The 24,749-nt window shown below is 71.1% G+C and carries 21 protein-coding genes; 15 read left to right on the forward strand and 6 right to left on the reverse strand.

The genetic code is table 11. The features are described from left to right. Positions 1-57 precede the first annotated feature (57 nt). Complete coding sequence (locus G3I60_RS13045; protein WP_138357307.1) at positions 58-555, forward strand: FHA domain-containing protein; 498 nt, start codon at positions 58-60, stop codon at positions 553-555. On the opposite strand, the gene G3I60_RS13050 is transcribed toward G3I60_RS13045, so the two are convergent. Beyond that, positions 533-1,789 carry a serine/threonine-protein kinase gene (locus G3I60_RS13050; protein ID WP_164607154.1) on the reverse strand — a complete coding sequence of 419 codons (1,257 nt, stop codon included), beginning with the start codon at positions 1,787-1,789 and terminating at the stop codon, positions 533-535. The genes G3I60_RS13045 and G3I60_RS13050 overlap by 23 nt on opposite strands. A gap of 103 nt (positions 1,790-1,892) precedes the next feature. Here G3I60_RS13050 and G3I60_RS13055 point away from each other — a divergent pair, with 103 nt between their 5' ends. Further along, positions 1,893-3,998, forward strand: coding sequence for an ATP-dependent DNA helicase (locus tag G3I60_RS13055; RefSeq protein ID WP_164293588.1), 2,106 nt, complete (start codon positions 1,893-1,895; stop codon positions 3,996-3,998). Between the two features lie 99 nt (positions 3,999-4,097). Here the strand turns inward: G3I60_RS13055 and lexA are convergent, their stop codons facing one another. Beyond that, positions 4,098-4,868, reverse strand: coding sequence for a transcriptional repressor LexA (gene lexA, locus G3I60_RS13060; protein ID WP_138357304.1), 771 nt, complete (start codon positions 4,866-4,868; stop codon positions 4,098-4,100). 561 nt (positions 4,869-5,429) lie between these two features. On the opposite strand from lexA, the gene nrdR reads away from it, so the two are divergent. The 4 genes from nrdR to G3I60_RS13080 all read left to right on the forward strand — a co-directional run bounded on the left by nrdR (position 5,430) and on the right by G3I60_RS13080 (position 10,852). Continuing rightward, the gene (gene nrdR / locus G3I60_RS13065; protein WP_138357303.1) at positions 5,430-5,942 is read left to right on the forward strand and encodes a transcriptional regulator NrdR; all 513 of its coding nucleotides are present in this window, start codon (positions 5,430-5,432) and stop codon (positions 5,940-5,942) included. Positions 5,943-6,075: 133 nt separating this feature from the next. After that, positions 6,076-8,973 (forward strand): vitamin B12-dependent ribonucleotide reductase, encoded by a 2,898-nt coding sequence (locus G3I60_RS13070; protein ID WP_164293589.1) that lies wholly within the window; start codon positions 6,076-6,078, stop codon positions 8,971-8,973. A 206-nt stretch (positions 8,974-9,179) separates the two neighbouring features. Beyond that, positions 9,180-9,962 carry an MBL fold metallo-hydrolase gene (locus G3I60_RS13075; protein WP_164293590.1) on the forward strand — a complete coding sequence of 261 codons (783 nt, stop codon included), beginning with the start codon at positions 9,180-9,182 and terminating at the stop codon, positions 9,960-9,962. Further along, positions 9,959-10,852: an arylamine N-acetyltransferase gene (locus tag G3I60_RS13080; RefSeq protein WP_164293591.1), complete on the forward strand. Its 894-nt coding sequence runs from the start codon at positions 9,959-9,961 to the stop codon at positions 10,850-10,852. The genes G3I60_RS13075 and G3I60_RS13080 overlap by 4 nt, the downstream gene beginning before the upstream one ends. A 33-nt stretch (positions 10,853-10,885) precedes the next feature. On the opposite strand, the gene G3I60_RS13085 is transcribed toward G3I60_RS13080, so the two are convergent. Beyond that, on the reverse strand, positions 10,886-11,290 hold the full coding sequence (locus G3I60_RS13085) for a VOC family protein (protein ID WP_164293592.1): 405 nt from the start codon (positions 11,288-11,290) through the stop codon (positions 10,886-10,888). An 86-nt stretch (positions 11,291-11,376) separates the two neighbouring features. Between G3I60_RS13085 and G3I60_RS13090 the strand changes: the two genes are divergently transcribed. The 3 genes from G3I60_RS13090 (at position 11,377) to G3I60_RS13100 (ending at position 13,758) form a co-directional block, all read left to right on the forward strand. Further along, entirely contained in the window at positions 11,377-11,982 is a 606-nt protein-coding gene (locus G3I60_RS13090) for a YdbC family protein (RefSeq protein ID WP_138357298.1), read from the forward strand. 136 nt (positions 11,983-12,118) lie between these two features. Further along, entirely contained in the window at positions 12,119-12,787 is a 669-nt protein-coding gene (locus G3I60_RS13095; RefSeq protein ID WP_164293593.1) for a histidine phosphatase family protein, read from the forward strand. A gap of 56 nt (positions 12,788-12,843) precedes the next feature. Next, the gene (locus G3I60_RS13100) at positions 12,844-13,758 is read left to right on the forward strand and encodes an ADP-ribosylglycohydrolase family protein (protein WP_164293594.1); all 915 of its coding nucleotides are present in this window, start codon (positions 12,844-12,846) and stop codon (positions 13,756-13,758) included. Between the two features lie 87 nt (positions 13,759-13,845). On the opposite strand, the gene G3I60_RS13105 is transcribed toward G3I60_RS13100, so the two are convergent. Then, complete coding sequence (locus G3I60_RS13105; RefSeq protein WP_138357295.1) at positions 13,846-15,393, reverse strand: MFS transporter; 1,548 nt, start codon at positions 15,391-15,393, stop codon at positions 13,846-13,848. 67 nt (positions 15,394-15,460) lie between these two features. Between G3I60_RS13105 and G3I60_RS13110 the strand changes: the two genes are divergently transcribed. Genes G3I60_RS13110 through G3I60_RS13120 form a run of 3 tightly spaced genes read left to right on the forward strand, consistent with a single transcriptional unit; the run spans position 15,461 to position 17,489 of the window. Beyond that, a complete protein-coding gene (locus G3I60_RS13110; RefSeq protein WP_138357294.1) occupies positions 15,461-16,072 on the forward strand; it encodes a TetR/AcrR family transcriptional regulator in 612 nt (203 codons plus the stop codon). 24 nt (positions 16,073-16,096) lie between these two features. Beyond that, positions 16,097-16,783, forward strand: coding sequence for a ribonuclease HII (locus G3I60_RS13115; RefSeq protein ID WP_138357293.1), 687 nt, complete (start codon positions 16,097-16,099; stop codon positions 16,781-16,783). A 46-nt stretch (positions 16,784-16,829) separates the two neighbouring features. Further along, on the forward strand, positions 16,830-17,489 hold the full coding sequence (locus G3I60_RS13120; protein WP_239069786.1) for a hypothetical protein: 660 nt from the start codon (positions 16,830-16,832) through the stop codon (positions 17,487-17,489). Between the two features lie 117 nt (positions 17,490-17,606). On the opposite strand, the gene G3I60_RS13125 is transcribed toward G3I60_RS13120, so the two are convergent. Continuing rightward, positions 17,607-18,197 carry a hypothetical protein gene (locus G3I60_RS13125; RefSeq protein WP_164293596.1) on the reverse strand — a complete coding sequence of 197 codons (591 nt, stop codon included), beginning with the start codon at positions 18,195-18,197 and terminating at the stop codon, positions 17,607-17,609. A 197-nt stretch (positions 18,198-18,394) separates the two neighbouring features. Further along, a complete protein-coding gene (locus G3I60_RS13130) occupies positions 18,395-18,658 on the reverse strand; it encodes a hypothetical protein (protein ID WP_164293558.1) in 264 nt (87 codons plus the stop codon). 107 nt (positions 18,659-18,765) lie between these two features. Between G3I60_RS13130 and G3I60_RS13135 the strand changes: the two genes are divergently transcribed. The 3 genes from G3I60_RS13135 to G3I60_RS46775 all read left to right on the forward strand — a co-directional run bounded on the left by G3I60_RS13135 (position 18,766) and on the right by G3I60_RS46775 (position 24,747). Beyond that, on the forward strand, positions 18,766-20,925 hold the full coding sequence (locus G3I60_RS13135; protein WP_164293597.1) for a RecQ family ATP-dependent DNA helicase: 2,160 nt from the start codon (positions 18,766-18,768) through the stop codon (positions 20,923-20,925). A gap of 382 nt (positions 20,926-21,307) precedes the next feature. After that, complete coding sequence (locus G3I60_RS13140) at positions 21,308-22,183, forward strand: class I SAM-dependent methyltransferase (protein WP_164293598.1); 876 nt, start codon at positions 21,308-21,310, stop codon at positions 22,181-22,183. A 68-nt stretch (positions 22,184-22,251) separates the two neighbouring features. Continuing rightward, positions 22,252-24,747 (forward strand): helix-turn-helix transcriptional regulator, encoded by a 2,496-nt coding sequence (locus G3I60_RS46775; protein WP_164293599.1) that lies wholly within the window; start codon positions 22,252-22,254, stop codon positions 24,745-24,747. Positions 24,748-24,749 lie beyond the last annotated feature (2 nt).

Raw genomic sequence — 24,749 nt, forward strand, 5'->3', positions numbered from 1 at the left:
GTGTCCCGGCTGGCGATACCGTGACGGGATACCACGGGAGACAGAAGCGGGGGCGCCATGCGCGACGGCGGTGAGGGCCGTGACGGCGAGGACCACGGCACCGGCAGGCCGTGCCCGGAGTGCGGCCTCGCCGGCGCGGTCGCGGGCCAACTCGTCTGCCGGGGCTGCTACGTACCCTTCGCGCTGATGACGGCGCCCACGAAGGCCGCACCGCTGACGCTGCCGGGCATCACCCGCCGCGACGCGCCCGGCCGTGCGCTGCGGCTCGTCTTCCCCGACGGTGCGGCGGTCGTCGAGCCGGGCGGCCGGATCCGGCTCGGCCGGGATCCGCAGCAGTGCCCGGCCGTCCGCTTCCTCGGCGGCCGCGACAACCTGTCGCGGGTCCACGCCAGCGTCGGCGTCGACCCCGACGGCTCCGCCTGGATCACCGACGAGGGCTCGACCAACGGCACCTTCGTGCGCGGCACCCGGATCACCGCAGGAGAGCGGGTGGCGCTGCGCCCGGGCGACGCGCTGCGGCTCGCCGCCGATGTCACCGCCCGCGTGGAGTCCTGACCGCCGCGTAGGACGTCACACAGCGCGCCAGCGCATGGTCGGGGCCCAGCGCCGCCGCCGTACGCGCCGACAGATCCGTCAGCCGGCGGACGACCGTCGCCGCGCCGTTCAGCCCCTCCAGGACCCGTGCCCGGCCGAACAGTGCGGCGAACGCGGCCGGCTCGCCCTCCCCGCCCGACCTGCTGAGCTGCTGGTACAGATTCCAGTAGCAGCGGTCGGCGTCGCCGAACCGGCCGGCGGCGAGCAGCCGCTCGGCCTCCTCCAGCCGCGACCAGGCGGTGTCCTGCGGTCCGCGGTCCAGCACGGTCGGCGTCCGGGGCATCTCGGGCTTCGGGGCCGGTTCCGGGGCCGGCTTCGGTTCCGGGGCCGGCGCGGGCCGGCCCGCCGCGCGCAGCCGCTCCGCGGTCTCCGCGGCGCCCGCCGGCCGGTCCGCCGGGTTCTTGGCGAGCAGCGCGTGCACCAACTCGGCGAGCGCGGCGGGAACCCCGGGGCGGCGGGCGGCCAGCTGCTCCGGCACCTCGTGCACATGCTGGTACGCGTAGCCGACGGTGTTGCCCGCCTCGAACGGCGGAGACGCCGCCAGCAGCGCGTAGAGGACGCACCCCAGTGAGTACAGGTCGGAGCGGCCGGTCACCTCGTGCCCCAGCGCCTGCTCGGGGGAGAAGTACTGCGGCGACCCCAGGATGGACATCGGCTCGGTGTACCGGGTGACGTTCGCGTCACGCTCCGCCACCAGCCCGAAATCGCAGATCTTGACGATGCCCCTGGGCAGCAGCATCAGGTTCTCCGGCTTGATGTCCCGGTGGACCAGCCCCTGGCCGTGCGCGTGCTCCAGCCCCGCGCAGATCTGGATGCCGTACTCCACCACGTCGGCGACCGGCAGGGCGCCCTGCTCCAGCAGGACCTGCCGCAGGTTCTTGCCACGCAGCAGTTCCATCACGATGTACGGCGCCCCGGAGTGCTCGCCCGCGTCATGGACGGCGGCCACGTTCGGGTGGCTCAGCCGGGCCGCGGCGGTGGCCTCCCGGCGGAACCTGCCCTGCCGCGCCGACCGCTCGCCGTCCGCCCACTCGGGGCGGAGCGTCAATACCTTGACCGCCACCTGCCGGCCGAGCGCCTGGTCGCACGCCGAGTACACCTGCCCGAAGCCGCCGCCACCCAGCGCGACCTCCAGCCGGTACCGGCCGCTGAGCACCGTTCCGACGCCGATTTCTCCGGCCAACTCGAACGACATGCGCCAGAAGTTAGCACCGGACGCCGGATTGCGTACGGCGAACGATCACCGCGTCCCGGGGCAGGACCGTGTTGTCAGTGCGCCCCCTTAGGCTGGTTTCCCTATGACGAAGCCCGCCCTCACCGAACTCCTCCACGCAGCCGTCACCGCGGTCGGCGGCGTGGAGCGCCCCGGCCAGGTCACGATGGCCCAGGCCGTCGAGACCGCCGTGGACGACAGCGCCCATCTGCTCGTCCAGGCCGGCACCGGCACCGGAAAGTCCCTCGGCTATCTGGTGCCCGCCCTCGCCCACGGCGAGCGGGTGGTGGTCGCGACCGCCACCCTCGCCCTGCAGCGGCAGCTGGTCGAGCGTGACCTGCCGCGTACCGTCCAGGCGCTGAAGCCGCTGCTGCGCCGCGAGCCGCAGTTCGCCATGCTCAAGGGCCGGTCGAACTATCTCTGTCTGCACCGCCTGCACGAAGGGGTGCCGCAGGAAGAGGAGGACGGTCTCTTCGACGTCTTCGAAGCCGCGGCGCCCACCAGCAAGCTCGGCAAGGACCTGCTCCGGCTGCGCGACTGGGCGGACGAGACCGAGACCGGCGACCGGGACGGCCTCACGCCGGGCGTCTCCGACAAGGCCTGGTCGCAGATCTCCGTCACCTCGCGCGAATGCCTCGGCGCCACGAAGTGCGCCTACGGCGCGGAGTGCTTCGCCGAGGCGGCCCGCGAGCGCGCCAAGCTCGCGGACGTGGTGGTCACCAACCACGCCCTGCTCGCCATCGACGCCATCGAGGGCGCGCCGGTCCTGCCCAGCCACGAGGTCCTGATCGTGGACGAGGCCCATGAGCTGGTCTCCCGCGTCACCGGTGTCGCGACCGGTGAGATCAGCCCCGGCAGCGTCAACCGCGCCGTCCGGCGGGCCGCCAAGCTCGTCAACGAGAAGGCCGCCGACGCGCTGCTCAGCGCCTCCGAGGGCTTCGAGCGGCTGATGGAACTGGCACTGCCCGGCCGCCTGGAGGAGATCCCGGAGGACCTCGGCTACGCACTGGCGGCGCTGCGCGACGCCTGCCGCCAGGTGATCACCGCGATCGGCGAGACCCGCGACAAGTCCGTCCAGGACGAGAACGCGGTGCGCAAGCAGGCGCTCGCCTCGGTCGAGCACGTCCATGAGGTCGCCGAGCGCATCGTGCAGGGCTCCGAGTACGACGTGGTCTGGTGCGAGAGCCACGACCGGTTCGGCGCCTCACTGCGGGTCGCTCCGCTCAGCGTCTCCGGCCTGCTGCGCGAGAAGCTCTTCACGGAACGTTCCGTGGTGCTCACCTCCGCCACCCTCAAGCTCGGCGGCGACTTCAACGGGGTCGCGGCCTCGCTCGGCCTGGCTCCGGAGGGCGTCGAGGGCGAGGACGTGCCGCCGTGGAAGGGCATCGACGTCGGCTCGCCGTTCGACTACCCCAAGCAGGGGATTCTCTACGTCGCCAAACACCTTGCCCAGCCGGGCCGCGACAGCCGCCGCGAGGACATGCTGGATGAACTCGCCGAGCTGATCCAGGCCGCGGGCGGTCGCACGCTGGGGCTGTTCTCCTCGATGCGGGGCGCCCAGGCGGCGGCGGAGGACCTGAGGGGCCGGCTCGACCATCCCATCCTGCTGCAGGGCGAGGAGACGCTCGGGGAGCTGATCCGCACCTTTTCCGAGGACGCGGCCACCTGTCTGTTCGGCACGCTCTCGCTCTGGCAGGGCGTGGACGTGCCGGGGGTGAACTGCCAGCTGGTGGTGATGGACCGGATCCCGTTCCCCCGCCCGGACGACCCGCTGATGAGCGCGCGGCAGAAGGCTGTCGAGGAGCGCGGCGGGAACGGCTTCATGTCGGTGGCCGCCACGCACGCGGCGCTGCTGATGGCGCAGGGCGCCGGCCGGCTGATCCGGGCCTCGGGCGACCGGGGCGTCGTCGCCGTCCTGGACCCCCGGCTCGCGACCGCGCGGTACGGCAGCTTCCTGCGGGCCGGCATGCCGGACCTCTGGTACACCACCGACCGCAACCAGGTGCGCCGCTCGCTGGCGGCCATCGACGCGACGGCGAACGCCATCGCCGAGACCGAGGAAGCCGTCGCTGAGGAAGCCGAGGCCGAGGAGACGGTGACGGAGGAAGCGGTGACCGAGGACGCGGTGACGGAGGAAGCGGCCGAGGCGGCGGCGGTCGACGCGGCGGAGGAAGTGCCCGCCACCGGTTGAGCCCCGGACGTTGAACGCCGGACGTCGCCATGGCGACGCGGACATGGCAGGGCCCCGGAACCGGCGCAGAGGTTCCGGGGCCCGGTCGTAAGGGGTCGTTCAGACCCGGCGCAGTACCGCCACCACCTTGCCGAGGATCGTCGCCTCGTCACCGGGGATGGGCTGGTAAGCGGCATTGTGCGGGAGCAGCCAGACATGGCCGTCCTCGCGCTTGAAGCGCTTGACGGTCGCCTCGCCGTCGAGCATGGCGGCGACGATGTCGCCGTTCTCGGCGACGGGCTGACGGCGGACGGTGACCCAGTCCCCGTCGACGATGGCGGCCTCGATCATTGAGTCGCCGACCACCTTGAGGACGAACAGCTCGCCGTCACCCACCAGCTGGCGGGGAAGCGGGAAGACGTCCTCGACCGATTCCTCGGCGAGGATCGGACCGCCGGCGGCGATCCGGCCGACGAGCGGCACGTACGACGCGGAGGGCTTGCCGGTGGTGTCCGTCGGCTGCGAGTGCGTGGCGTCGGAGCCGCGGACCTCGTAGGCGCGCGGGCGGTGCGGGTCGCGGCGCAGGAATCCCTTGCGCTCCAGCGCCATCAGCTGGTGGGCGACCGAGGAGGTGCTGGACAGACCGACGGCCTGGCCGATCTCGCGCATGGACGGCGGGTAGCCACGGCGCTGGACCGAATCACGGATCACTTCGATGACCCGGCGCTGACGGTCGGTGAGGCCGGAGCTGTCCGCGCGGATCCCGGGCGGCCGGCCGGGGAGTGAGCGGGTGGGCTTGGGCGTTTCGTCGTTCATCGCATCCATCGGGCTGAGCCGATCCTGGGAGCGGTCCTGGGCGGTCAATGCTGCGGTGTCTGCGGTGGTGGTCACGGCGGCCCCTCTCGAGATGTTCTCCCTGTGACAGACGCTTCGCAGACTGCCCGGCGGCAAGGTCTCCACGTCCTACGACCGCACCAAGTGCGTGCGGTCGGCCCGCTCAGCTGTCGCGGACAGTTAGTACAACGGTAGTGGGTTTCGAAAGGTTGCGCCAAACACACGTTCGAGTGAAATTTTGTAAATCACCTGACGTGATCAAGGTATCGGGTGTATTGACCGAACATTCATTCGATTCCTGATGGGAGCCGGGATCGCCGGCGGGCCGCGCCCCCAGTGTCGCACCGCCGACCTCCCACCACGCCGAGGCGCGACGTCGCGTAAGCTCCGACGCGCCGCGCCGCCGCGACACGCGGAATGTCGCGCTTGGGGCTCTGGCACCAGATCTAGTGGTTAAGTAAGTGCCAGCCACCCACCAGTAGTGGTCCCAGTGGGTCAACCCCTCAGTGGATCGCCTATGCTTGGGGCTGTTCCCAGGGGTTGAGACCAGACCCCGGGAGCGTCATCGTCGTGCGCTCAGCCGCCGGTACGGGTTGAATGAAGGAGGGGATAGGGAACATGCACTGCCCCTTCTGCAGACACCCCGACAGCCGTGTGGTCGACAGCCGCACCACGGACGACGGCACCTCGATCCGCCGCCGCCGTCAATGCCCCGACTGCGGCCGCCGCTTCACCACGGTGGAGACGGCGTCCCTGATGGTGATCAAGCGCAGCGGCGTCACGGAACCTTTCAGCAGGAACAAGGTCATCGCAGGCGTCCGCAAGGCGTGCCAGGGCCGCCCCGTCACCGAGGACGCGCTCGCCCAGCTCGGGCAGCGCGTCGAGGAGGCGGTCAGGGCGACCGGCAGCGCCGAGCTCTCGACCCACGACGTCGGTCTGGCCATACTCGGCCCCCTGCAGGATCTCGACCTGGTCGCGTACCTGCGCTTCGCCTCGGTCTACCGGGCCTTCGACTCGCTCGAGGACTTCGAGGCCGCCATCGTCGAGCTGCGCGAGCAGCTCCCACCCACGAACCTTCGCGGGCTCGACGAGGACCTCGGGGTCCCCGCGCCCGCCCCCGCCGCTGACTGACCGAGCGACGGCCGATCAGCGGCAGTACCCACAGATTTGCCGAGGCGCGCTGCGCCGAGGCGTAGGACAACGAACCGTGCGGCGGGATGATCCGCGCACTTCTAGGCGTTTTGCCTGTATTGGGAGGCGGCACATGACTGAGACGACGAACGGCGCGGCACGAGGATCCCGGACCAAGGGATCCAAGGGTGGCAAGGGCCTGCGGATCGAACGTATCCACACCACCCCGGGCGTGCACCCGTACGACGAGGTGGTGTGGCAGCACCGCGACGTCGTGATGACCAACTGGCGCGACGGCTCGATCAACTTCGAGCAGCGTGGCGTCGAGTTCCCCGACTCCTGGTCGGTGAACGCGGTCAACATCGTCACCAGCAAGTACTTCCGCGGCGCGGTCGGCAGCCCGACCCGCGAGTCGAGCCTGAAGCAGCTCATCGACCGTGTGGTGAAGTCCTACCGCAAGGGCGGCGAGGACAACGGGTACTTCGCCTCCCCGGCCGACGCCGAGATCTTCGACCACGAGCTGACCTACGCCCTGCTGCACCAGGTGTTCAGCTTCAACTCGCCGGTCTGGTTCAACGTCGGTACCGCCCAGCCGCAGCAGGTCTCCGCCTGCTTCATCCTCTCCGTCGACGACTCGATGGACTCGATCCTGGACTGGTACAAGGAAGAGGGGATGATCTTCAAGGGCGGCTCCGGCGCCGGCCTGAACCTCTCCCGCATCCGCTCCTCCAAGGAGCTGCTCTCCTCCGGCGGCAACGCTTCCGGCCCGGTCTCCTTCATGCGCGGCGCCGACGCGTCCGCCGGCACCATCAAGTCGGGCGGCGCCACCCGCCGCGCCGCCAAGATGGTCGTCCTGGACGTCGACCACCCGGACGTCGAGGCCTTCATCGAGACCAAGGTGAAGGAGGAGGAGAAGATCCGCGCCCTGCGCGACGCGGGCTTCGACATGGACCTGGGCGGCGACGACATCACGTCCGTCCAGTACCAGAACGCCAACAACAGCGTCCGCGTGAACGACGAGTTCATGAAGGCCGTCGAGTCCGGCTCGAAGTTCGGCCTGCGCGCCCGGATGACCGGCGAGATCATCGAAGAGGTCGACGCCAAGTCCCTCTTCACCAAGATGGCCGAAGCCGCCTGGGCCTGCGCCGACCCCGGCATCCAGTACGACGACACCATCAACCACTGGCACACCTCGCCGGAGACGGGCCGCATCACCGCCTCCAACCCGTGCAGCGAGTACATGCACCTGGACAACTCGTCCTGCAACCTCGCGTCGCTGAACCTCATGAAGTTCCTGCGTGACGACGACAAGGGCAACCAGTCGTTCGACGCGGACCGCTTCGCGAAGGTCGTCGAGCTGGTCATCACCGCGATGGACATCTCCATCTGCTTCGCCGACTTCCCCACCGAGAAGATCGGCGAGACCACCCGCGCCTTCCGCCAGCTCGGCATCGGCTACGCCAACCTCGGCGCCCTGCTGATGGCCACCGGCCACGCGTACGACAGCGACGGCGGCCGCGCGCTCGCCGGCGCCATCACCTCGCTGATGACCGGCACCTCGTACAAGCGCTCCGCCGAGCTCGCCGCGGTCGTCGGCCCGTACGACGGCTACGCCCGCAACGCGGACGCCCACAAGCGCGTCATGAAGCAGCACTCGGACGCCAACGCGGTGGCCAAGCGCACCGACGACCTGGACGTCCCGGTCTGGGCCGCGGCCACCGAGGCCTGGCAGGACGTGCTCCGCCTCGGCGAGAAGAACGGCTTCCGCAACGCGCAGGCCTCCGTGCTCGCGCCGACCGGCACCATCGGCCTGATGATGGACTGCGACACCACGGGCGTCGAGCCCGACCTGGCGCTCGTCAAGTTCAAGAAGCTCGTCGGCGGCGGCTCCATGCAGATCGTCAACGGCACGGTCCCGCAGGCGCTGCGCCGCCTCGGCTACCAGCCGGAGCAGGTCGACGCGATCGTGGCCCACATCGCCGAGCACGGCAACGTGGTCGACGCCCCGGCGCTGAAGACCGAGCACTACTCGGTCTTCGACTGCGCCATGGGCGAGCGGTCGATCTCGGCCATGGGCCACGTGCGCATGATGGCGGCGGCCCAGCCGTTCCTGTCCGGCGCGATCAGCAAGACGGTCAACGTGCCCGAGACGGCCACCGTCGAGCAGATCGAAGAGGTCTACTACGAGGGCTGGAAGCTCGGCCTGAAGGCACTCGCGATCTACCGCGACAACTGCAAGGTCGGCCAGCCGCTCTCCGCGAAGAAGAAGGAGCCGGCCGCCGAGGCCGTCGTCCCGGCCGAGGTCCAGAAGGTCGTCGAGTACCGTCCGATCCGCAAGCGTCTCCCGAAGGGCCGTCCGGGGATCACCACCTCGTTCACCGTCGGCGGCGCCGAGGGCTACATGACCGCCAACTCCTACCCGGACGACGGTCTCGGTGAGGTCTTCCTCAAGATGTCCAAGCAGGGTTCGACCCTCGCGGGCATGATGGACGCGTTCTCCATCGCGGTGTCGGTGGGCATGCAGTACGGCGTGCCGCTGGAGACCTACGTCTCGAAGTTCACCAACATGCGCTTCGAGCCGGCCGGTCTGACCGACGACCCGGACGTGCGGATGGCGCAGTCGATCGTCGACTACATCTTCCGCCGCCTGGCGCTGGACTTCCTGCCCTTCGAGACCCGCTCCGCGCTCGGCATCCACTCGGCCGGCGAGCGTCAGCGCCACCTGGACACCGGTTCCTACGAGCCGGGCGACGACGATGTGGACGTCGAGGGCCTGGCCCAGTCCGCACCGCGCCAGGTCGAGGCTCCCGCCCCGAAGGCCGCGGCGCCGAAGCCGGTCGCCGTCGCCAAGCCGGAGAACCCGGCCGCCGTGCCGGCCCCGAAGCAGGCGCACAACTCCACGGAGCTGCTGGAGATCCAGCTCGGCCTGAACGCCGACGCCCCGCTCTGCTTCTCCTGCGGCACGAAGATGCGCCGTGCGGGCAGCTGCTACCTGTGCGAGGGCTGCGGCTCGACCAGCGGCTGCAGCTGAGCGTGCGCGCGCCGCGGGAGTGAACCGCGGTTGAGGGAGTGAGAGGTCCGGTGCCGACGGGAGTCGGCACCGGACCTTTTTCCGTGCCGGGAATAGGTGTGATCTTGAAGGACTTGTGATCGGTGACGACACGGGGGCGGTGTCGCGGGCGGGGTGCCCGTACGGTGTGCTGCCGCCGTTTCCGCCGATGACAGGGGGTAGTTGCGATGACCGAGCTGGATATCCATTACGTGGGCGGGCCGACCGCGGTGATCGGGATCGGGGGTCTGCGGCTGCTCACCGACCCGACGTTCGACGCGCCGGGGGAGTACCCGATGGGCAACCGGGCGCTGGTGAAGACCACCGGCCCCGCGGTCGATGCGGACGCGGTCGGGGCCGTCGACGCCGTACTGCTCTCGCACGACCAGCACCCGGACAACCTCGACACCTCGGGGCGGGCGTATCTGGCGAGTGCGCCGCTGACGTTGTCCACCGGTTCGGCGCTGGGGCGGATCGGCGGAAACGTCACCGCACTGCCGAACTGGGAGCACACCGAGCTGACCCGCCCGGACGGGGGAACGCTGCGTATCACCGGGGTGCCGGCGCAGCACGGGCCGGACGGCAGTGAGCCCGTCGTCGGCGAGGTCACCGGATTCGTTCTCTCGGGCGAGGGCCTCCCGACGGTCTATGTGAGCGGGGACAACGCGTCGCTGCAGGTCGTACGGGAGATCGCTGAGCGGTTCGGACCGTTCGACGTCGCGGTGCTGTTCGCCGGCGCCGCGCAGACCCCGCTGCTTCCGGGCGCCGATCTGACGCTCGGCAGCGTCCACGCCGCCGAGGCGGCGGAGATCCTCGGCGCGCGGCAGGTCGTACCGCTGCACTTCGAGCACTGGGGGCACTTCACACAGAACGGCGACACCCTGGTGGACGCCTTCGAGCGGGCGGGGATCAGCGACCGCCTGCATCTGCTGAAGCCCGGTGAGCGCTTCGAGTCCGGGACCGCGCGATGACGGCGACCCCGGCGGGGCCGGTGGCGGAGCGGGAGACAGCGGCCGGATCCGTCGCGGAGTCCGTCTGGAGCGGTGACCGGCTCGACCTGGACGCCTATCTGGCGCGGACCGGGTACACGGGCGGCCTGGAGCCGACGGCGGAGACCCTGCGGGGACTCCACCGCGCGCACACCGCCGCGATCCCGTTCGAGAACCTGGAGGTCGCGCTGGAGCGCGAGGTCCGCCTCGACCTGGACAGTGTGCAGCGCAAACTCGTCACGGAGCGCCGTGGCGGCTACTGCTACGAACAGAACTCCCTCTTCGCGGCCGTGCTCGAACGCCTGGGCTTCGTCTTCACGGCCCACGGCGCCCGGGTCCGCACCGCCGGCCCGACGCTGCGGCCCATCACGCACGTCCTGCTGCGGGTCGTCGTGGACGGCGCGGAATGGATCGCGGACACCGGCTTCGGCGGTCCGGGAACCCTGGAGCCGGTCGAGCTGCGGGTCGGCACCCCGGCGTGGCAGGGCGGCTGGGCCTTCGAGGTCGCCGAGGAAGCGGGCGGCGTGCGCGTGCTGCGCTCGCTCGGCGCGCGGGGCTGGTCGGACCTGTACGCGTTCGCGCCCAGCCCGCTGTACCCGGTGGATCTCGTCGTCCTGAACCACTACACGTCGACGCACCCGCTGTCCCGGTTCACCGGCCAGGCAGTGGTGCAGCGGGTGACGCCGCAGGCGCGGTACTCCCTGGTGCGGGACGAGCTGACGGTGACGCGCGCGGGTGCCGCGGACGGCGCGGAGGAGCGGCGGAAGGTGCCGGCCGGGGAACTGCCCGAGGTGCTGGAGAGCACCTTCGGCCTCGTCCTCGCCGCGGCCGACACCGAATGGCTGGGCCGTCTGCACGATCCGGCCCGGTAGGGAGGTGCGGTCGGTCGTGGGACGGGGTCCGGCTCAGTAGGACTGCAACTCGACGAGGGTTCCGTCCGGCGTGCGCAGGTGCGCCGTACGGAGGCCGGGTCCCCAGGCCGGCCGGTCCTGGGGACCCGCGACGACCTTGGCGCCGTGCGCGGTGAGGAGCGGGGCGGCGTCGTCCACGCTGTCCACCCGGAAGACGAGCATCGAGGTGTCCTGCCCGGCGGGCCGGGCCGGCAGGGCCTGGGTGCCGACCACCGCCGCGACGGCGGCACGGGAGAACAGGACGAGGACGCCCTCGCCGTTCAGGTCCCAGTTGGCGTATCCGGCTTCGGGGATGACCTTCACGGGCTCGATGCCCAGGAGGTCGCGGAGCGCCGCGGTCCAGAATTCGGCGGCAGTGGCGAAGTCCTCCACGAGGAGGCGGGGATGAAGTGCGTCCATTGATCGATCATATTCGCCACCCCGGCAGGGGAATTGAGCGGGTGAGCGGGCGCGGGAGGGGCCCTCGTCGGACTTAGGATGGCGCGGTGCTGGTGAAGTGGATTCGCTGTGGGGTCGTGGACCGGGCGGGGTTCGAACGGGGGCAGCGGAAGTGGGCGGGGCTGCGGGGGCAGCCAGGATTCCGGGGGCAGGGCGGCGGCTGGAGCCGCGCGCAGCCGGGTGTGGCGCATCTGTTCGCGTTCTGGGACAGCAGGGCGGCCTACGACGCCTTCATGACGGGCGGGCACGACCAGCTCGCCGGATCGCAGGCCGACTCGTACGAGAACCTCGGGGTGCTGCTCTTCGAGCACCTGCTGGACGTGCGGGTGGGCTTCGAGGCGCGCTTCGCCGACGCCGATCTGCTGCGTGTCGCGCATTCGAAGGTGCGGCCCGGACGCGGCGAGCACTTCGCCGAGATGCAGAAGAAGGTGTGGAACCCGGCGATGGCCGGGTCGCCAGGACTGCTGCGCGGGGCCTTCGCCGAGGGGCCGGACAGCGACTTCCTGGTGCTGTCCCTGTGGATCTCGGCGAACGAGCGCGGCAAGTACCGCCCCGCCGCGATGACGAGGCTGGCGGAGCGCACCGAGCTGGAGACTGATGTGGTCTCGGTGGCGGGCGACGTGGTGGACATCGTGCAGGCGTGGACGGTGTGACGGGGTCGCGGGCGGCCGGGAGCGTCGAGGCCATGAGGGACCGGGTCACCATGGGGAGCCGGGTCACGGGGAGCCGGGCGGCCGCAGAGGGCGTACCGGCGCGCCCGGGATCCGTCGCGGGAATAGGCTGATCTCCATGGGCCGACCTCGCCACATCGTGCTGATCCGGCACGGAGAGTCTCAGGGCAATGCGGACGACACCATCTACGAGAGGGTGCCGGACCACGCTCTCGAGCTCACCGCGACCGGCCGTCGGCAGGCCGCGGACGCGGGGGAGAACCTGCGGGCGCTGTTCGGCGACGAGCCGGTCCAGGCGTTCGTGTCGCCCTACCGCCGCACCTGGCAGACCTTCCGCGGGCTGGACCTCGACCCGTCGCTGACCCACGCGATGGAGGAGCCCCGGCTCCGGGAGCAGGACTGGGGTAACTGGCAGGACGTCGACGACGTGCAGCGGCAGCGCAAGGCCCGGGACGCCTACGGGCACTTCTTCTACCGCTTCGCGCAGGGCGAGTCCGGTGCCGATGTGTACGACCGGGTGGGTGCGTTTCTGGAGACCCTCTACCGGGCCTTCGACAAGCCGGACTTCCCGCCGAACGTCCTGCTGGTCACGCATGGACTGACCATGCGGCTGTTCTGCATGCGGTGGTTCCACTGGACGGTCGAGGAGTTCGAGTCGCTGTCCAACCCGGGCAACGCCGAGAGCCGCGCCCTGCTCATCGGACCCTCGGGCCGCTACACCCTCGACCGCCCCTTCGCGCGGTGGCGGCTTCCCGACCCCATGGTGGACGAAGGATTCCGCAGGTGAGTTTGCGCACAGGGTGATTGACCGGGATCAGGCACGATGTCAGAGTTTCCGACGCGATGACCGCTCACCCAGTTGACTCCGAAAACATCTCCCGCGCCCTGGCAAGTCTGCGCGGGCTCGCCGTCGGCGACGCCCTCGGCTCCCAGTTCTTCGTCCCTTCCAACTACCAGGCCCTCCAGAACGGCGGGCTGCCGCCCGGCGTCTGGCAGTGGACCGACGACACCGAGATGGCCTGCTCCGTGCTGGCCGTGCTGGCCGCCCACGGCCGCATCGACCAGGACGCCCTGGCGATGTCCTTCGCGGAGCACCATGACTTCGACCGCGGCTACGGCCCGGCCGTGAACCGCATGCTGCGCCTGATCCGGCAGGAGGGCGCCGACTGGCGTGAGCTGGCCGCGGGCCTGTTCAACGGCCAGGGCTCGTGGGGCAACGGCGCCGCCATGCGGGTCGCCCCGCTGGGCGCCTGGTACGCGGGCGACGCCGAGCAGGCGACACACCAGGCCGAGATCTCGGCGTACACCACCCACCAGCACCGTGAGGCCGTGGTCGGCGCGATGGCCGTCGCGGCCATGGCGGCGCTGGTCGCCGACCCGGACGGCCCGAAGGACCCCTCGGCGCTGCTCGGCGCCGTGCTGGACCTGGTGCCGACCAGCGCGGTGAAGGCCGGCATACGGCGGGCGCGCGACATGCTCGACTACGCGGACGTGGCCACGGTGGCGGCGGTGCTCGGCTGTGGCCGGCGCACCAGCGCGCACGACACCGTGCCGTTCGCGCTGTGGTCGGCGGCCCGGCACCTGGACGACTATCAGCAGGCGTTCTGGACGACGGCCAAGGCGGGCGGTGACGTCGACACCACCTGCGCGATCGTCGGCGGGATCATCGCCGCACGGCCGACCGGGCAGCCGCCGGCCGAGTGGCTGGAGCGCACCGAGCCGCTGCCGCTGTGGGTGGCGGCGCCCGCGGAGGCCTGAGCCCGGACGTACCCGGGCCGGTCCCCTCCCTGGCCATCTCCGCTCCGCCGCCCGGCCCCGTTCACCGGGCCGGGCGGCGGAGCGGTGTCAGGCCGCCGGCGCGGCGGATTTCCCGCTGAGCGCTTCCAGGTCGCTCTTGCGCACCCGCACCACGAACAGCGCGGTGAGTACCGCCAGCACGACGAAGCCGACGCCCGCCATGAAGGCCGTGGATATCCCCTGGGAGAGCACGTCGTGCCCCCAGGGGGCGGGCAGCTCATGGGTCCGCGCGAACTCGTCCCGCTGCTGCGGGGTGGCCTTGGCGAGGAAGTCCGGCAGCTGGTCGCCGAACTCGTTCCTGCTCGCCGTGCCGAAGACCGTGACCAGGATCGACAGCCCGAGCGAGCCACCCACCTGCTGGGTGGCGTTGAGGAGCCCGGACGCGGCGCCCGCCTCGTGCTGGGCCACCCCGGAGACGGCCGTCAGGGTCAGCGTCACGAAGTTCAGCCCCATGCCGAAGCCGAAGAGCACCATGGGACCGAGCACCCCGCCGGGATAGCCGCTGCCCGGATCGAGCCGGGTGAGCCAGGCCATGCCGGCGCCGGTCAGCAGGGTGCCGGTGACGAGGAACGGCTTCGGGCCGAGCACGGGCAGCAGTCGCGTCGAGAGGCCCGCGCCGGTCACGATCGCGACGGTGATCGGGAGGAACGCGAGCCCGGAGTCGATCGGGCTGTACCCGAGGACGTTCTGCACGAACAGGACGATGAAGAAGAACATGCCGAACATCGCCGCGGCCAGGCTCAGCATGATCACGTAGGTGCCGGAACGGTTGCGGTCGGCGAACATCCGCAGCGGCGTGATCGGATCGGCGGCCCGCCGCTCGACCACCACGAACAGGGCGAGCAGCACGACGGCCGCCCCGAAGGCGGCGAGCGTCACGGAATCCTTCCAGCCGGAGTCCGCGGCCCGGATGAAGCCGTACACGAGCGACGCCATACCGCCCGTGGAGGTGATGGCGCCGAGAATGTCGAAGCGCCCGGTCCGCCGGTCGGACTCGTTGATGAACAGCGGTGCGAGGAAGGCGATCAGCAGGCCGATGGGCACATTGACGAAGAGCACCCAGCGCCAGTCGAGCCATTGGGTGAGCATGCCGCCCGCGAGCAGGCCGATGGCGCCGCCGCCCGCGGAGACGGCGGCGAACACGCCGAACGCCCGGTTGCGTTCCGGGCCTTCGGGAAACGTGCTGGTGATCAGGGCCAGTGAGGTGGGTGAGGCGATGGCGCCGCCGACGCCCTGCAGCGAGCGGGCCGCGAGCAGCTGCCAGGGTTCCTGGGCGAAGCCGCCGAGCAGCGACGCGAGCGAGAACAGCAGGATGCCGAAGATGAACACCCGTCGCCGGCCGAGGATGTCGCCCGCCCGGCCGCCGAGCAGCAACAGGCCGCCGAAGGTGAGGGTGTAGGCGTTGAGTACCCAGGACAGATCTGTGGTGGAGAAGGACAGTGCGTCCTTGATGTGGGGAAGTGCGATGTTCACAATCGTGGCATCGAGGACCACCATGAGCTGACAGGCGGCGATGACTGCGAGAGCGATACCGGGTCGTCCCTCGCGCCGGGCGGTGCCGGGCGGACGTGACTCGCGTACTTGAGAGGTCGTCACAGATGATCCCCCATCAGTGATTTAGTGAACGACACCGTTCACTATATGCTTCAACGGAGGTTTGTCGATGGGTACTTCCCCGCGGATCCGGTCGGGGGCACCGGTTCTGCCGCGCCGCCGGGGGTCGGTCCTCGAACGCGCGATCCTCGACGCGGCTCTGGAACAGCTGGGTGCCGTCGGCTGGGGCGGGATGACCATGGAGGGCGTCGCGGCGCGCGCCCGGACGGGCAAGGCGGCGCTCTACCGCCGCTGGCCGTCCAAGGAGGCGCTGGTCGCCGACGCGCTGCGGCTCGGGCTGCCGCAGATCGGCGCCCCGCCGGACCTGGGCACCCTCCGGGAGGATCTGCTGTGCCTCGTCATGCGGATGCGCGAGGCGATGTACTCACAGGGCGGCATCGCGCTGCGGGCCGTTCTGGACGAGTGCGACCACGCCGCCGCCCAGCCCTTCGTCGACCTGATCATCCAGGGCGTGATCGAACCGGGGAAGGAACTCATCCTGGACGTGGTGCGGCGCGGGATCACCCGCGGCACCGTGCGCGCCGACGCCACCGCGGCCATCGTCGCCGACGTGGCGCCCGCCCTGATGATGTACCGCGCCAAGATCGGCGACCACCGGATCGGGGAGCAGGACATGGCCGATCTGGTCGATCATGTGATGCTCCCGCTGCTCCGCCCCTGACAGGGGAGTACGCTGGTCCCCGCCATGCCGTATGAACCTCCCACCCACAGCGTCGAACGCTCCCTGCGCGCCACCCTCGGGGCGAAGATCGTCGCAGGCGTCGACGAAGTGGGACGCGGCGCCTGGGCCGGGCCCGTCACCGTCTGCGCGGCCGTCACCGGCCTGCGCCGGGCGCCCGAAGGACTCACCGACTCCAAGCTGATCCCCGCCCAGCGCCGCGCCTCGATGGCCGCGCTGCTGGCCGACTGGGTGACGTCCTACGCCCTCGGTCACGCGAGCGTCGAGGAGGTCGACACCCTCGGCATGACCGCCTCGCTGCGGCTGGCCGCCGTCCGCGCGCTCGAAGGACTGCCGGAGCGCCCGGACGCGGTGATCCTGGACGGCAAGCACGACTACCTCGGCGGGCCCTGGCGGGTGCGCACCGTCATCAAGGGCGATCAGTCCTGCGTCGCGGTGGCCGCGGCCTCGGTGATCGCCAAGGTGCACCGCGACGCCGCGATGGCCGAACTGGGCGCGGAACACGAGCCGTTCCGCTTCGCCGACAACGCCGGCTACCCCTCGCCCGTACACCGTGCGGCCCTGGAGGAACTCGGCCCCACACCGCACCACCGGCTGTCCTGGTCGTACCTCGACGCGCTGCCGCGCTGGCGGCACCTGAAGAAGGTCCGGGCTCCCGCCGACCCTGGGGAGCAGCTCGGTTTCGATTTTTGACGACCCACCGCTGCGCAACCGCGGCGTATTTGATAGACATCAGCCCATGCCTCTCATCCCCGAGGAGCCTCAGATTCACGAGAGTGTCCCGGGTCCCCGCTCAGCTCCGGCCGCAGGCCGCAGCGCGTCGACCCCCCGTCCTGTCCCCGGTCCCCGTCCTACACCTCGCCCCGGGCCGCCGCGCCCCGGTTACGCGGCCAACGCCGGGCCCGGCCGGCCCGGTCCGGCCCGTGGGCCCGCCCCGACCGCCTCCGCCACCGTGACGGCCGCCACGCCGTCGGTGCCGCGTTCGCCCGGCGGAACCGGGGGCGTTACCACTACAGCGCAGATCCAGCTCATCCCGGCCCCGGCCGACGGCGCGATCGACGCCGCCGACGAGGCGGTCGACCTGCTGTTGGACACCGGCCGCGCGCCGGGCGAGATCCTGGTGCTCACCACAGGCGAGCACCACCCGTGGGCCGCCCACGAGTTGTCCTTCGGCGAGACGTCCTACTGGTCGCAGCACGACGCGGGTGACGACGTCTTCTACGCCGGCATCACGGCCGAACGTGCCGCGGGCCGTCAGGTCGTGGTCGTCGCGGTCAACGGCGGAACCGCCGAGGCCACCGCGCTGGGACTGCCCACCGCGCTGGCCCGTGCGGGCACCCTGCTGATCGTGTGCGGCGACCCCGGGCTGATCAACGGGGCGGTCGCCGCGAAGGCCTGACCGACGCGGGTCCTGCCGGTGAGGGCCTTGCCCGTGAGGGTTCTGTCGGTGAGGGGCTGGTCGGTGCGGGCCCGGCTGATGAACGCTCGGCCGTCGAGGGCCTGGCCGAAGGCCTGGTCAACGAGCAGCTGTGCGGCGCAGCGCTTCCGGCGCCCCGTGCGGGCGCAGGGCCGCTGTGCCGCCCGGCTGCTCGGCGAAGGGCTGGGAACTCGGGGTGCGGCCACCGCGGTTCTCGCCCAGGACCTGCCAGCCGTCCCGGGTGAGCGTGACGTAGGCGCCGCAGCGCAGCCCGTGCAGCATGCACGCGTCGCGCAGGCCCCACATCCAGGCGCCGTCCTTCTCGGTCCAGCCGGGGGTGCCGTCGCGGCACAGCAGCAGCACCGCGGTCCGTACCGGTGCGCGCCGCCGCAGATCGTGCGGGAGCACCCGGCGCAGATGCGCGAGGATCGCGTTGCGGTGCTCCCAGCCGTCGACGACCCCGGTACTGCCGGTGAACGAGGCACTCGCCGTCAGCCGGCCCTCCGGTTCGAACACCGCGACCACGGCGGTGACCGGAGTGGGGAGGTGCCGGGACTGCAGATCCTTGACGACCTCACGCGGATTGGCGAGCAAGGGGATTCCCGCGGCCGTCCAGTCGGCTGGTTCCAGGCTGCGGGAGAGTCGGGAGGAGGCACGCGTAGTGGTCTCCGGAGCGAAACCGATGGTCACGTTCCTCCCTTCGGTGGACGCACCCGTCGACCGGGCGCGGGCGCACGCCGGTCAGGGGGCTCGATGAGCCGGTCGGGGATCCAGCGCCAATTCTTCCCCGCATGGCTGCGAGCGGCAACGGGCACTCGAAGCTTCTGACCGGTTATGGACGCCTGCGTCTGATAGATCCTACTCATCGTCTCAATCGTCGATACCCATCACCCCTGCGCGGCCAGGAGCAGCGGGAACACCGCGGTCGCGCCCGCCTTGCGCAGCAGCCGGGCCGCGACGGTTAGCGTCCAGCCCGTGTCGGCCGGATCATCCACCAGCAGTACCGGGCCGGGTGTCGCGGCCGGTGTCGCGGCCAGTACCGGCAGGACGGTGAACGCCTCCGTGCAGCGCCCGCAGCCGGCGGTAGTCCAGGCAGAGCTGGTGCCGTGACCTGCGTAAACGCGCTGATCGGGGGTGGGATGGCCGAGCACTCGGCCCTGGCCTCCCCCGATCGGTGCACGGCCGGTGGACCGGTCGCGAGCGCCTGTCACGCTGGGTGAGTTGGGCGATTGTCAGCGCCATCGGGTTGCATGGGGGCATGGACAACCAGGAGCTCCGCGCTGAAGCCGATGCCATCCTCGCTGAGCTCGTCGGTGACCCGGGGGGTTCGGCGCGGCTGCGGGAGGACCAGTGGCAGGCGGTGGCGGCCCTGGTGGAGGAACGTCGGCGGGCGCTGGTGGTGCAGCGCACCGGCTGGGGTAAATCGGCGGTGTACTTCGTCGCCACGGCTCTGCTGCGCCGACGCGGCTCCGGTCCCACGGTGATCATCTCGCCGCTGTTGGCTTTGATGCGCAACCAGGTCGAGTCGGCGGCGCGGGCCGGTATCCAGGCGCGCACCATCAACTCCGCCAATCCGGAGGAGTGGCGCACCATCTACGGGGAGGTCGAGCGGGGCGAGACCGACGTTCTCCTGGTAAGTCCGGAGCGCCTTAATTCTGTGGATTTTCGCGAGCAGGTGTTGCCCAAGCTCGCGGCCACGACCGGCCTGCTGGTGGTCGACGAGGCACACTGCATCTCCGACTGGGGCCACGACTTCCGGCCGGACTACCGCCGGCTGCGGGCGATGCTGGCCGAGCTCGCCCCGGGGGTGCCGGTGCTGGCCACCACCGCGACCGCCAACGCCCGGGTGACCGCGGATGTGGCCGAGCAGCTCGGCACCGGCGCCGGCGAGGCCCTGGTGCTGCGCGGTCCGCTGGAGCGGGAAAGCCTGCGGCTGGGTGTGGTCCAGCTGCCGGACGCCGCTCACCGCCTGGGCTGGCTCGCCGAGCACCTGGACGAGCTGCAGGGCTCCGGGATCATCTACACCCTCACCGTCGCCGCCGCGGAGGAGGCCACGGCCTTCCTGCGGCAGCGCGGCTTCAAGGTGGCCTCCTACACGGGGCGCACGGAGAACGCCGATCGGCTGCAGGCCGAGATCGACCTCCAGGAGAACCGGGTCAAGGCACTGGTCGCGACCTCCGCGCTGGGCATGGGCTACGACAAGCCGGACCTGGGCTTCGTGGTCCACCTGGGCTCACCGTCCTCGCCGATCGCCTACTACCAGCAGGTAGGGCGTGCGGGGCGCGGCGTCGCCCACGCCGATGTGCTGCTGCTGCCCGGCAAGGAGGACGAGGCCATCTGGCGCTACTTCGCCGATACCGCGTTCCCGCCGGAGGCACAGGTTCGCCAGACGATCTCGGCCCTCGCCGATGCGGGACGACCGCTGTCCGTGCAGGCCCTGGAAGCGTCGGTGGAGCTACGGCGTACCCGGCTGGAGACCATGCTCAAGGTGCTCGACGTGGACGGGGCGGTCAAACGTGTCAAAGGCGGCTGGACCTCCACCGGCGAGCCGTGGACCTACGACGCCGAGCGCTACGCCTGGGTCGCCCGCCAGCGGGCCGCCGAGCAGCAGGCCATGCGCGACTACGTCAGCACGTCCCAGTGCCGGATGGAGTTCCTGCGCCGGCAGCTGGACGACGAGGGCGCGGCCCCGTGCGGCCGATGCGACAACTGCGCCGGTGCCTGGACCGATTCCGCCGTCTCGTCGGAGACGCTGACGGGAGTGGCGAAGGAACTGGACCGCCCGGGGGTGGAAGTCGAGCCGCGCCGCATGTGGCCGACGGGGATGTCCGCACTGGGCATCAACGTCAAGGGGCGCATTCCGGCCAAGGAACAGTGCTCCACCGGCCGCGCCCTGGGCCGGCTCTCGGACATCGGCTGGGGCAACCGACTGCGTCCGATGCTGGCGGAGAACGCGCCCGACGGGCCGGTCCCCGACGACGTCCTCCGAGCCGCGGTTGCGGTCCTCGCCGACTGGGCGCGCTCCCCGGGCGGCTGGGCATCGGACGGCCCGGACGCCTCGGCGCGGCCGGTAGGAGTCGTTGCCGTGCCGTCCCTGACCCGCCCGCAACTGGTCGGTTCCCTCGCCCAGGGAATCGCGACCATCGGCCGCCTCCCCTTCCTGGGAACCCTGACGTACACCGGGCCGAGCGACGCGCACGTGGCACGCCGCAGCAACTCCGCCCAACGCCTCAGGGCACTGTCCGGTGCCTTCACCATCTCTGAGGAGCTGGCCGGCGCACTGGCCGGCTCTCCCGGCCCCGTCCTGCTCGTGGACGACTACACCGACTCCGGCTGGACCCTCGCGGTCGCCGCCCGACTGCTCCGCCAGGCAGGCAGCGAACGAATTCTTCCGCTGGTCCTCGCAGTTGCCGGCTGAGCTGCCCCGGTTCGGCGCTCGTCCTCACGAGCGGTGCAGGGGCAAGCTCAGGGCGGGCCCCGGTGCCGCCGGCCCCTGGTGCTGATGGGGCCATCGGGCGCCGACCGGACGCGTCCGCCGCACCTTCTGCCAAGGGTTCAGCAGGAGTAAGCCGTCTTCTCGAACAGGTGGACAGCCTGCTCGGGAAGGCGGCTTTTGCGTTCGGCCCGGCAGCCGCGGGCCCGGACCTCGGCCCTGTGGGGCGCCGCGGCCGGGGTGTCATAACGCTTCTTGATGACCGAAAGAAGGGTTAGCTATTGGACACTTGGCCGGAACCGTGTTGATATTACCGGAAATGCCGTGAGGGGCCACTGCGGGACCCGGTTGAATTTGGGAGATTTGCATGGGAAGCGTTGAGCGCACCGAAGAGATGCACAGCCTCTTCAACAAGACGGCGAAGGCATACGACCAGAGCGGCGTGGAGTTCTTCAGGCCGATTGGACGGCGGCTTGTCGAGTTCGCAGGGATTTCGGCCGGGAAGTCTGTCCTCGATATAGGCGCCGGTCGTGGAGCAGCGCTTTTCCCGGCAGCCGAGGCTGTCGGTGAGGGCGGCGAGATCGTCGGCATCGACATCTCGGAGGAGATGGTCAAGCATGCCAGGGAGGACGTTCTGGAGCGCGGCCTGAAGCAGGTCGGCCTCCACGTCATGAACGGGCAGAACCCCGGGTTCGAGCCCGGCCGGTTCGACGCGGTGATCGGCAGCTGCAGCCTCTTCATCTGGGTCAAGGGCGCCGACGATGTCCGCCCGTACCTGGAGCTGCTGACCGCGGGCGGGCGGTTCGCCACGGCCGCGCCGTCGTTCTTCTCGACCGCGAGGGGCAAGTGGGCGCTGTTCCCGGAGATCGTCAATGAGCTGCTGATGCCGTACATGCTCCAGTCGCTGAAGCAGAGTGGCGCGTATGACTCCCAGTTCGCCAACGCCGGCGCGAACTGGCTGGTCACCGCGGAGTCCATCGAAAAGACCCTCGGGGACGCCGGATTCGTCGACGCCGAGGTTGTCGAGGAGGATCTTCCGGTCGTCGTGACGTCAGGCGCGCAGTGGGTCGAATTCACCTACACCACCGGAATGCGCGGAATGTGGGAGCGCATCGAGGAGAATGAGCGCCGCGACGTCATCGCGGAGGTTTCCCGACGACTGGACACCCTGCGGGACGAGAGTGGCGTCATTACCGTTCCGGTGCCGATCGTCTACATTCGCGCAAACGCTCCGAAGGCCTGATCCAAACCCTCGAAAAATCCATTCGGTGCTCAGGCGAGGCGCTCGCGGTCTGCACGGGGGGAGAAGTGGTGGCAGTGGTCGAAGATGATTGGCCCGTTACCGCGAGGGAGGCGGAACTCGCGGAGATCAAGCAGCGGACGGCCGCGGGGATCGGCACTCTCCTGGTCGGGCGACAGGGGGTGGGGAAGAGCATCCTCCTCAACACCGCGCTGGAGGAGGCGGAGCGCGGCGGGGCCGTCGTGGTCCGCGGGGACGGGCTGGGGGAGCATCTGCGCCGAGCAGCGCAGCCCCGGCCGAAGTCGCAGCGCCGACGCGTCACCGTAGGGATCGACGACGTGCACCTGACCGACCCGGTGACCTTGGGGCTGGCATGCCGGCTGGTGGACAGCGGTGAGGCGTTGCTGCTGGCCACCACCCAGCCGGGCGCCTCCCTTCCCAACGGGGTGCGGCGGCTGTTGATCGGCAAGCGGCTGCGGCGGCTCGGTGTCGACGCCCTCGACAGGTCCGGTTCCGTACGGATGCTCGCCGCCCGTCTCGGCGGGCCGGTCGCCGTCGACACTGCTGAGCGCTTCTGGGAACTCACCCGCGGCAATGCGCTGACGCTGCGGGAACTGGCGGAGCAAGGCCTCGCCGCGGGCACCCTGCGGCGGGTGCGGGGACGGTGGCAGTGGCCCGGGCTGCTCGGGGCGCCCGACAGCCGGCTCGTCGATCTGGTGGACCTGATGCTCGGCGACCTGGACCCGGGCGAGCGCGAACTGGTGAACATGCTGGCGCTCGCCGGGCCGTTGGAGGCCGGGCTGCCGATCGTCGACGAACTGGGTGAGGCGGCGGAGTCACTGAACCGCCGCGGAGTCGTCGTCGCCCAACGCTCTGGACTTCGGCTCTCCTTGAGGCTCGCGCACCCCCTGTGCGAGACGGTGGTCGCGGCGACCCTGCCGGAACTGACGGCACGTCGGCTCCGGTTGCGGATCGCCGACGCGATCGAGGGTACGGGGGCCCGCCGCCCGGGCGACGCGGCGCGCATCGTCAGGATCGGCCTCGGTACGGGGTGGCTGCCGGAGCCCGGCCGGCTGCGAGAGGCGGCCGCGAGCGCGCTGCGCGGCGAGGACTACCCGCTCGCCGAGCGGTTGTGTCGCACCGCGCTCGCCGCCGGAGCCGACGACGGCGTGCTCGTGATACTCGGAGAGGCCCTGGCCGGGCAACGCCGCCATGTGCAGGCGGAGTCCCACTTCGCGCAGGCCCCGCATTCCGCTGCCGTGCTCCGCCCGCGGGCCCTCAACATGGGCCTCGGCCTGGGCCGGCTCGCGGAGGCGGAGGCCGCCACCGAGACGGACCGGGGCGTGCGGGCCCTGGTGCGGCTGTTCAAGGACCGGATCGGTGAGGCGCGGCAGTTGGCCGGGTCCGCGGTGGGCGCAGAGCCTCTGCTCGCCCTGCTCCGCCACGAGTCGGGTGACGACGCGGGCGCCCTGGCCGTGCTGTCCGCTTCCCGCTCGGCCCTGGCCGGCCGGGAAGCCGCGGCGCGCCTCGACCACCTCTGCGTCACCGGGCGCATCACTCTGCACACCAGGGGCACGGCCGAGGCCGGGGCCGTGCTGGACGAGCTGCGCGAGCAGGCCGGTGACGACAGCCCCCGCACGCGTACGTACGCCAACCTTCTGGAGGCGAGCATCCTGCGCGGCGCGGGCCGTACGACCGAGGCGGTCGACCTGCTGCGGCAGGCGGCCGCATACGCCGGGTCCACCGACTGGCTCACCACGCGGTCCTGGCGCATCGCCCAACTCGCCGGTGCCGTAGCGGAGTCCGGCGGCACGCTGGAAGCCCTCTCGTTGTTGGAAGAGGCCCGGGCAGCGCAACAGGACGAGTGCCGGTACCCGCTGATGGCGGACGCGGTGGAGCTGGAGGGCGCGCTGGTGACGGCATACCTCGGCGACCCGGCGGCCGCGGCGCGCCAGGCGTTGGAGGTCGCCGAGCGGACGCTGTCCGCCGGCCGGCGCGCCCAGGCGCTCTCCGCGCTCCATCTGGCGGCCCGGGCGGGTGCCGCGATCAGGGCGGTGGCTCTGTGGGAGGCCGCCGGCGGCAGCGCGCCGAGTGCCGATGCGGTCCCGCTGCGGCACATCGTGGCGCTCGCGGAGCAGGACGGTGCTGCCCTGGACGACGTATCCAGGCGGTTCGACGTGCTGGGGCTGCTGCCGCTCGCGGCGGAGGCGGCCGCGCAGGCCGCGCAGGCACACCAGGCGTCGGGCAACCGTCGGGGGGCGCGTGCCGCGCAGGTTGCGAGCGCCGAACTCGCCTCCCGGAGCGGGGCCGGGTCGCCGGAGTGGGCGGCGCCTGCCGACAAGCGTGAACCCGGTGCCCGCACGGAACTCACCTCCCGGGAACGGGAGGTCGCGGCCCTCGCCGTCTTCCAGCTGTCCAACCAGGAGATCGCCGACCGGCTCGTGCTCTCCGTGCGTACCGTGGAGAACCACCTCTACCGCGCTTACGGAAAGCTCGGCGTCACCACGAGGACGGAGCTGGCTCCCCGACTGGGTGTGGGACCCGTACGGTTCAGGCGTATCGCCTGAAC

The organism is Streptomyces sp. SID13666 (assembly GCF_010548325.1).
In the GTDB taxonomy this organism is placed as follows: Bacteria; Actinomycetota; Actinomycetes; order Streptomycetales; family Streptomycetaceae; genus Actinacidiphila; species Actinacidiphila fildesensis.

Bases quoted from the DNA above. Each gene is read 5' to 3' on its own strand.
- G3I60_RS13045 (WP_138357307.1), top strand. From the start codon at position 58: ATGCGCGACGGCGGTGAGGGCCGTGACGGCGAGGACCACGGCACCGGC.
- G3I60_RS13050 (WP_164607154.1), bottom strand. From the start codon at position 1,789: ATGTCGTTCGAGTTGGCCGGAGAAATCGGCGTCGGAACGGTGCTCAGC.
- G3I60_RS13055 (WP_164293588.1), top strand. From the start codon at position 1,893: ATGACGAAGCCCGCCCTCACCGAACTCCTCCACGCAGCCGTCACCGCG.
- nrdR (WP_138357303.1), top strand. From the start codon at position 5,430: ATGCACTGCCCCTTCTGCAGACACCCCGACAGCCGTGTGGTCGACAGC.
- G3I60_RS13070 (WP_164293589.1), top strand. From the start codon at position 6,076: ATGACTGAGACGACGAACGGCGCGGCACGAGGATCCCGGACCAAGGGA.
- G3I60_RS13075 (WP_164293590.1), top strand. From the start codon at position 9,180: ATGACCGAGCTGGATATCCATTACGTGGGCGGGCCGACCGCGGTGATC.
- G3I60_RS13080 (WP_164293591.1), top strand. From the start codon at position 9,959: ATGACGGCGACCCCGGCGGGGCCGGTGGCGGAGCGGGAGACAGCGGCC.
- G3I60_RS13085 (WP_164293592.1), bottom strand. From the start codon at position 11,290: ATGGACGCACTTCATCCCCGCCTCCTCGTGGAGGACTTCGCCACTGCC.
- G3I60_RS13095 (WP_164293593.1), top strand. From the start codon at position 12,119: ATGGGCCGACCTCGCCACATCGTGCTGATCCGGCACGGAGAGTCTCAG.
- G3I60_RS13100 (WP_164293594.1), top strand. From the start codon at position 12,844: ATGACCGCTCACCCAGTTGACTCCGAAAACATCTCCCGCGCCCTGGCA.
- G3I60_RS13110 (WP_138357294.1), top strand. From the start codon at position 15,461: ATGGGTACTTCCCCGCGGATCCGGTCGGGGGCACCGGTTCTGCCGCGC.
- G3I60_RS13115 (WP_138357293.1), top strand. From the start codon at position 16,097: ATGCCGTATGAACCTCCCACCCACAGCGTCGAACGCTCCCTGCGCGCC.
- G3I60_RS13120 (WP_239069786.1), top strand. From the start codon at position 16,830: ATGCCTCTCATCCCCGAGGAGCCTCAGATTCACGAGAGTGTCCCGGGT.
- G3I60_RS13135 (WP_164293597.1), top strand. From the start codon at position 18,766: ATGGACAACCAGGAGCTCCGCGCTGAAGCCGATGCCATCCTCGCTGAG.
- G3I60_RS13140 (WP_164293598.1), top strand. From the start codon at position 21,308: ATGGGAAGCGTTGAGCGCACCGAAGAGATGCACAGCCTCTTCAACAAG.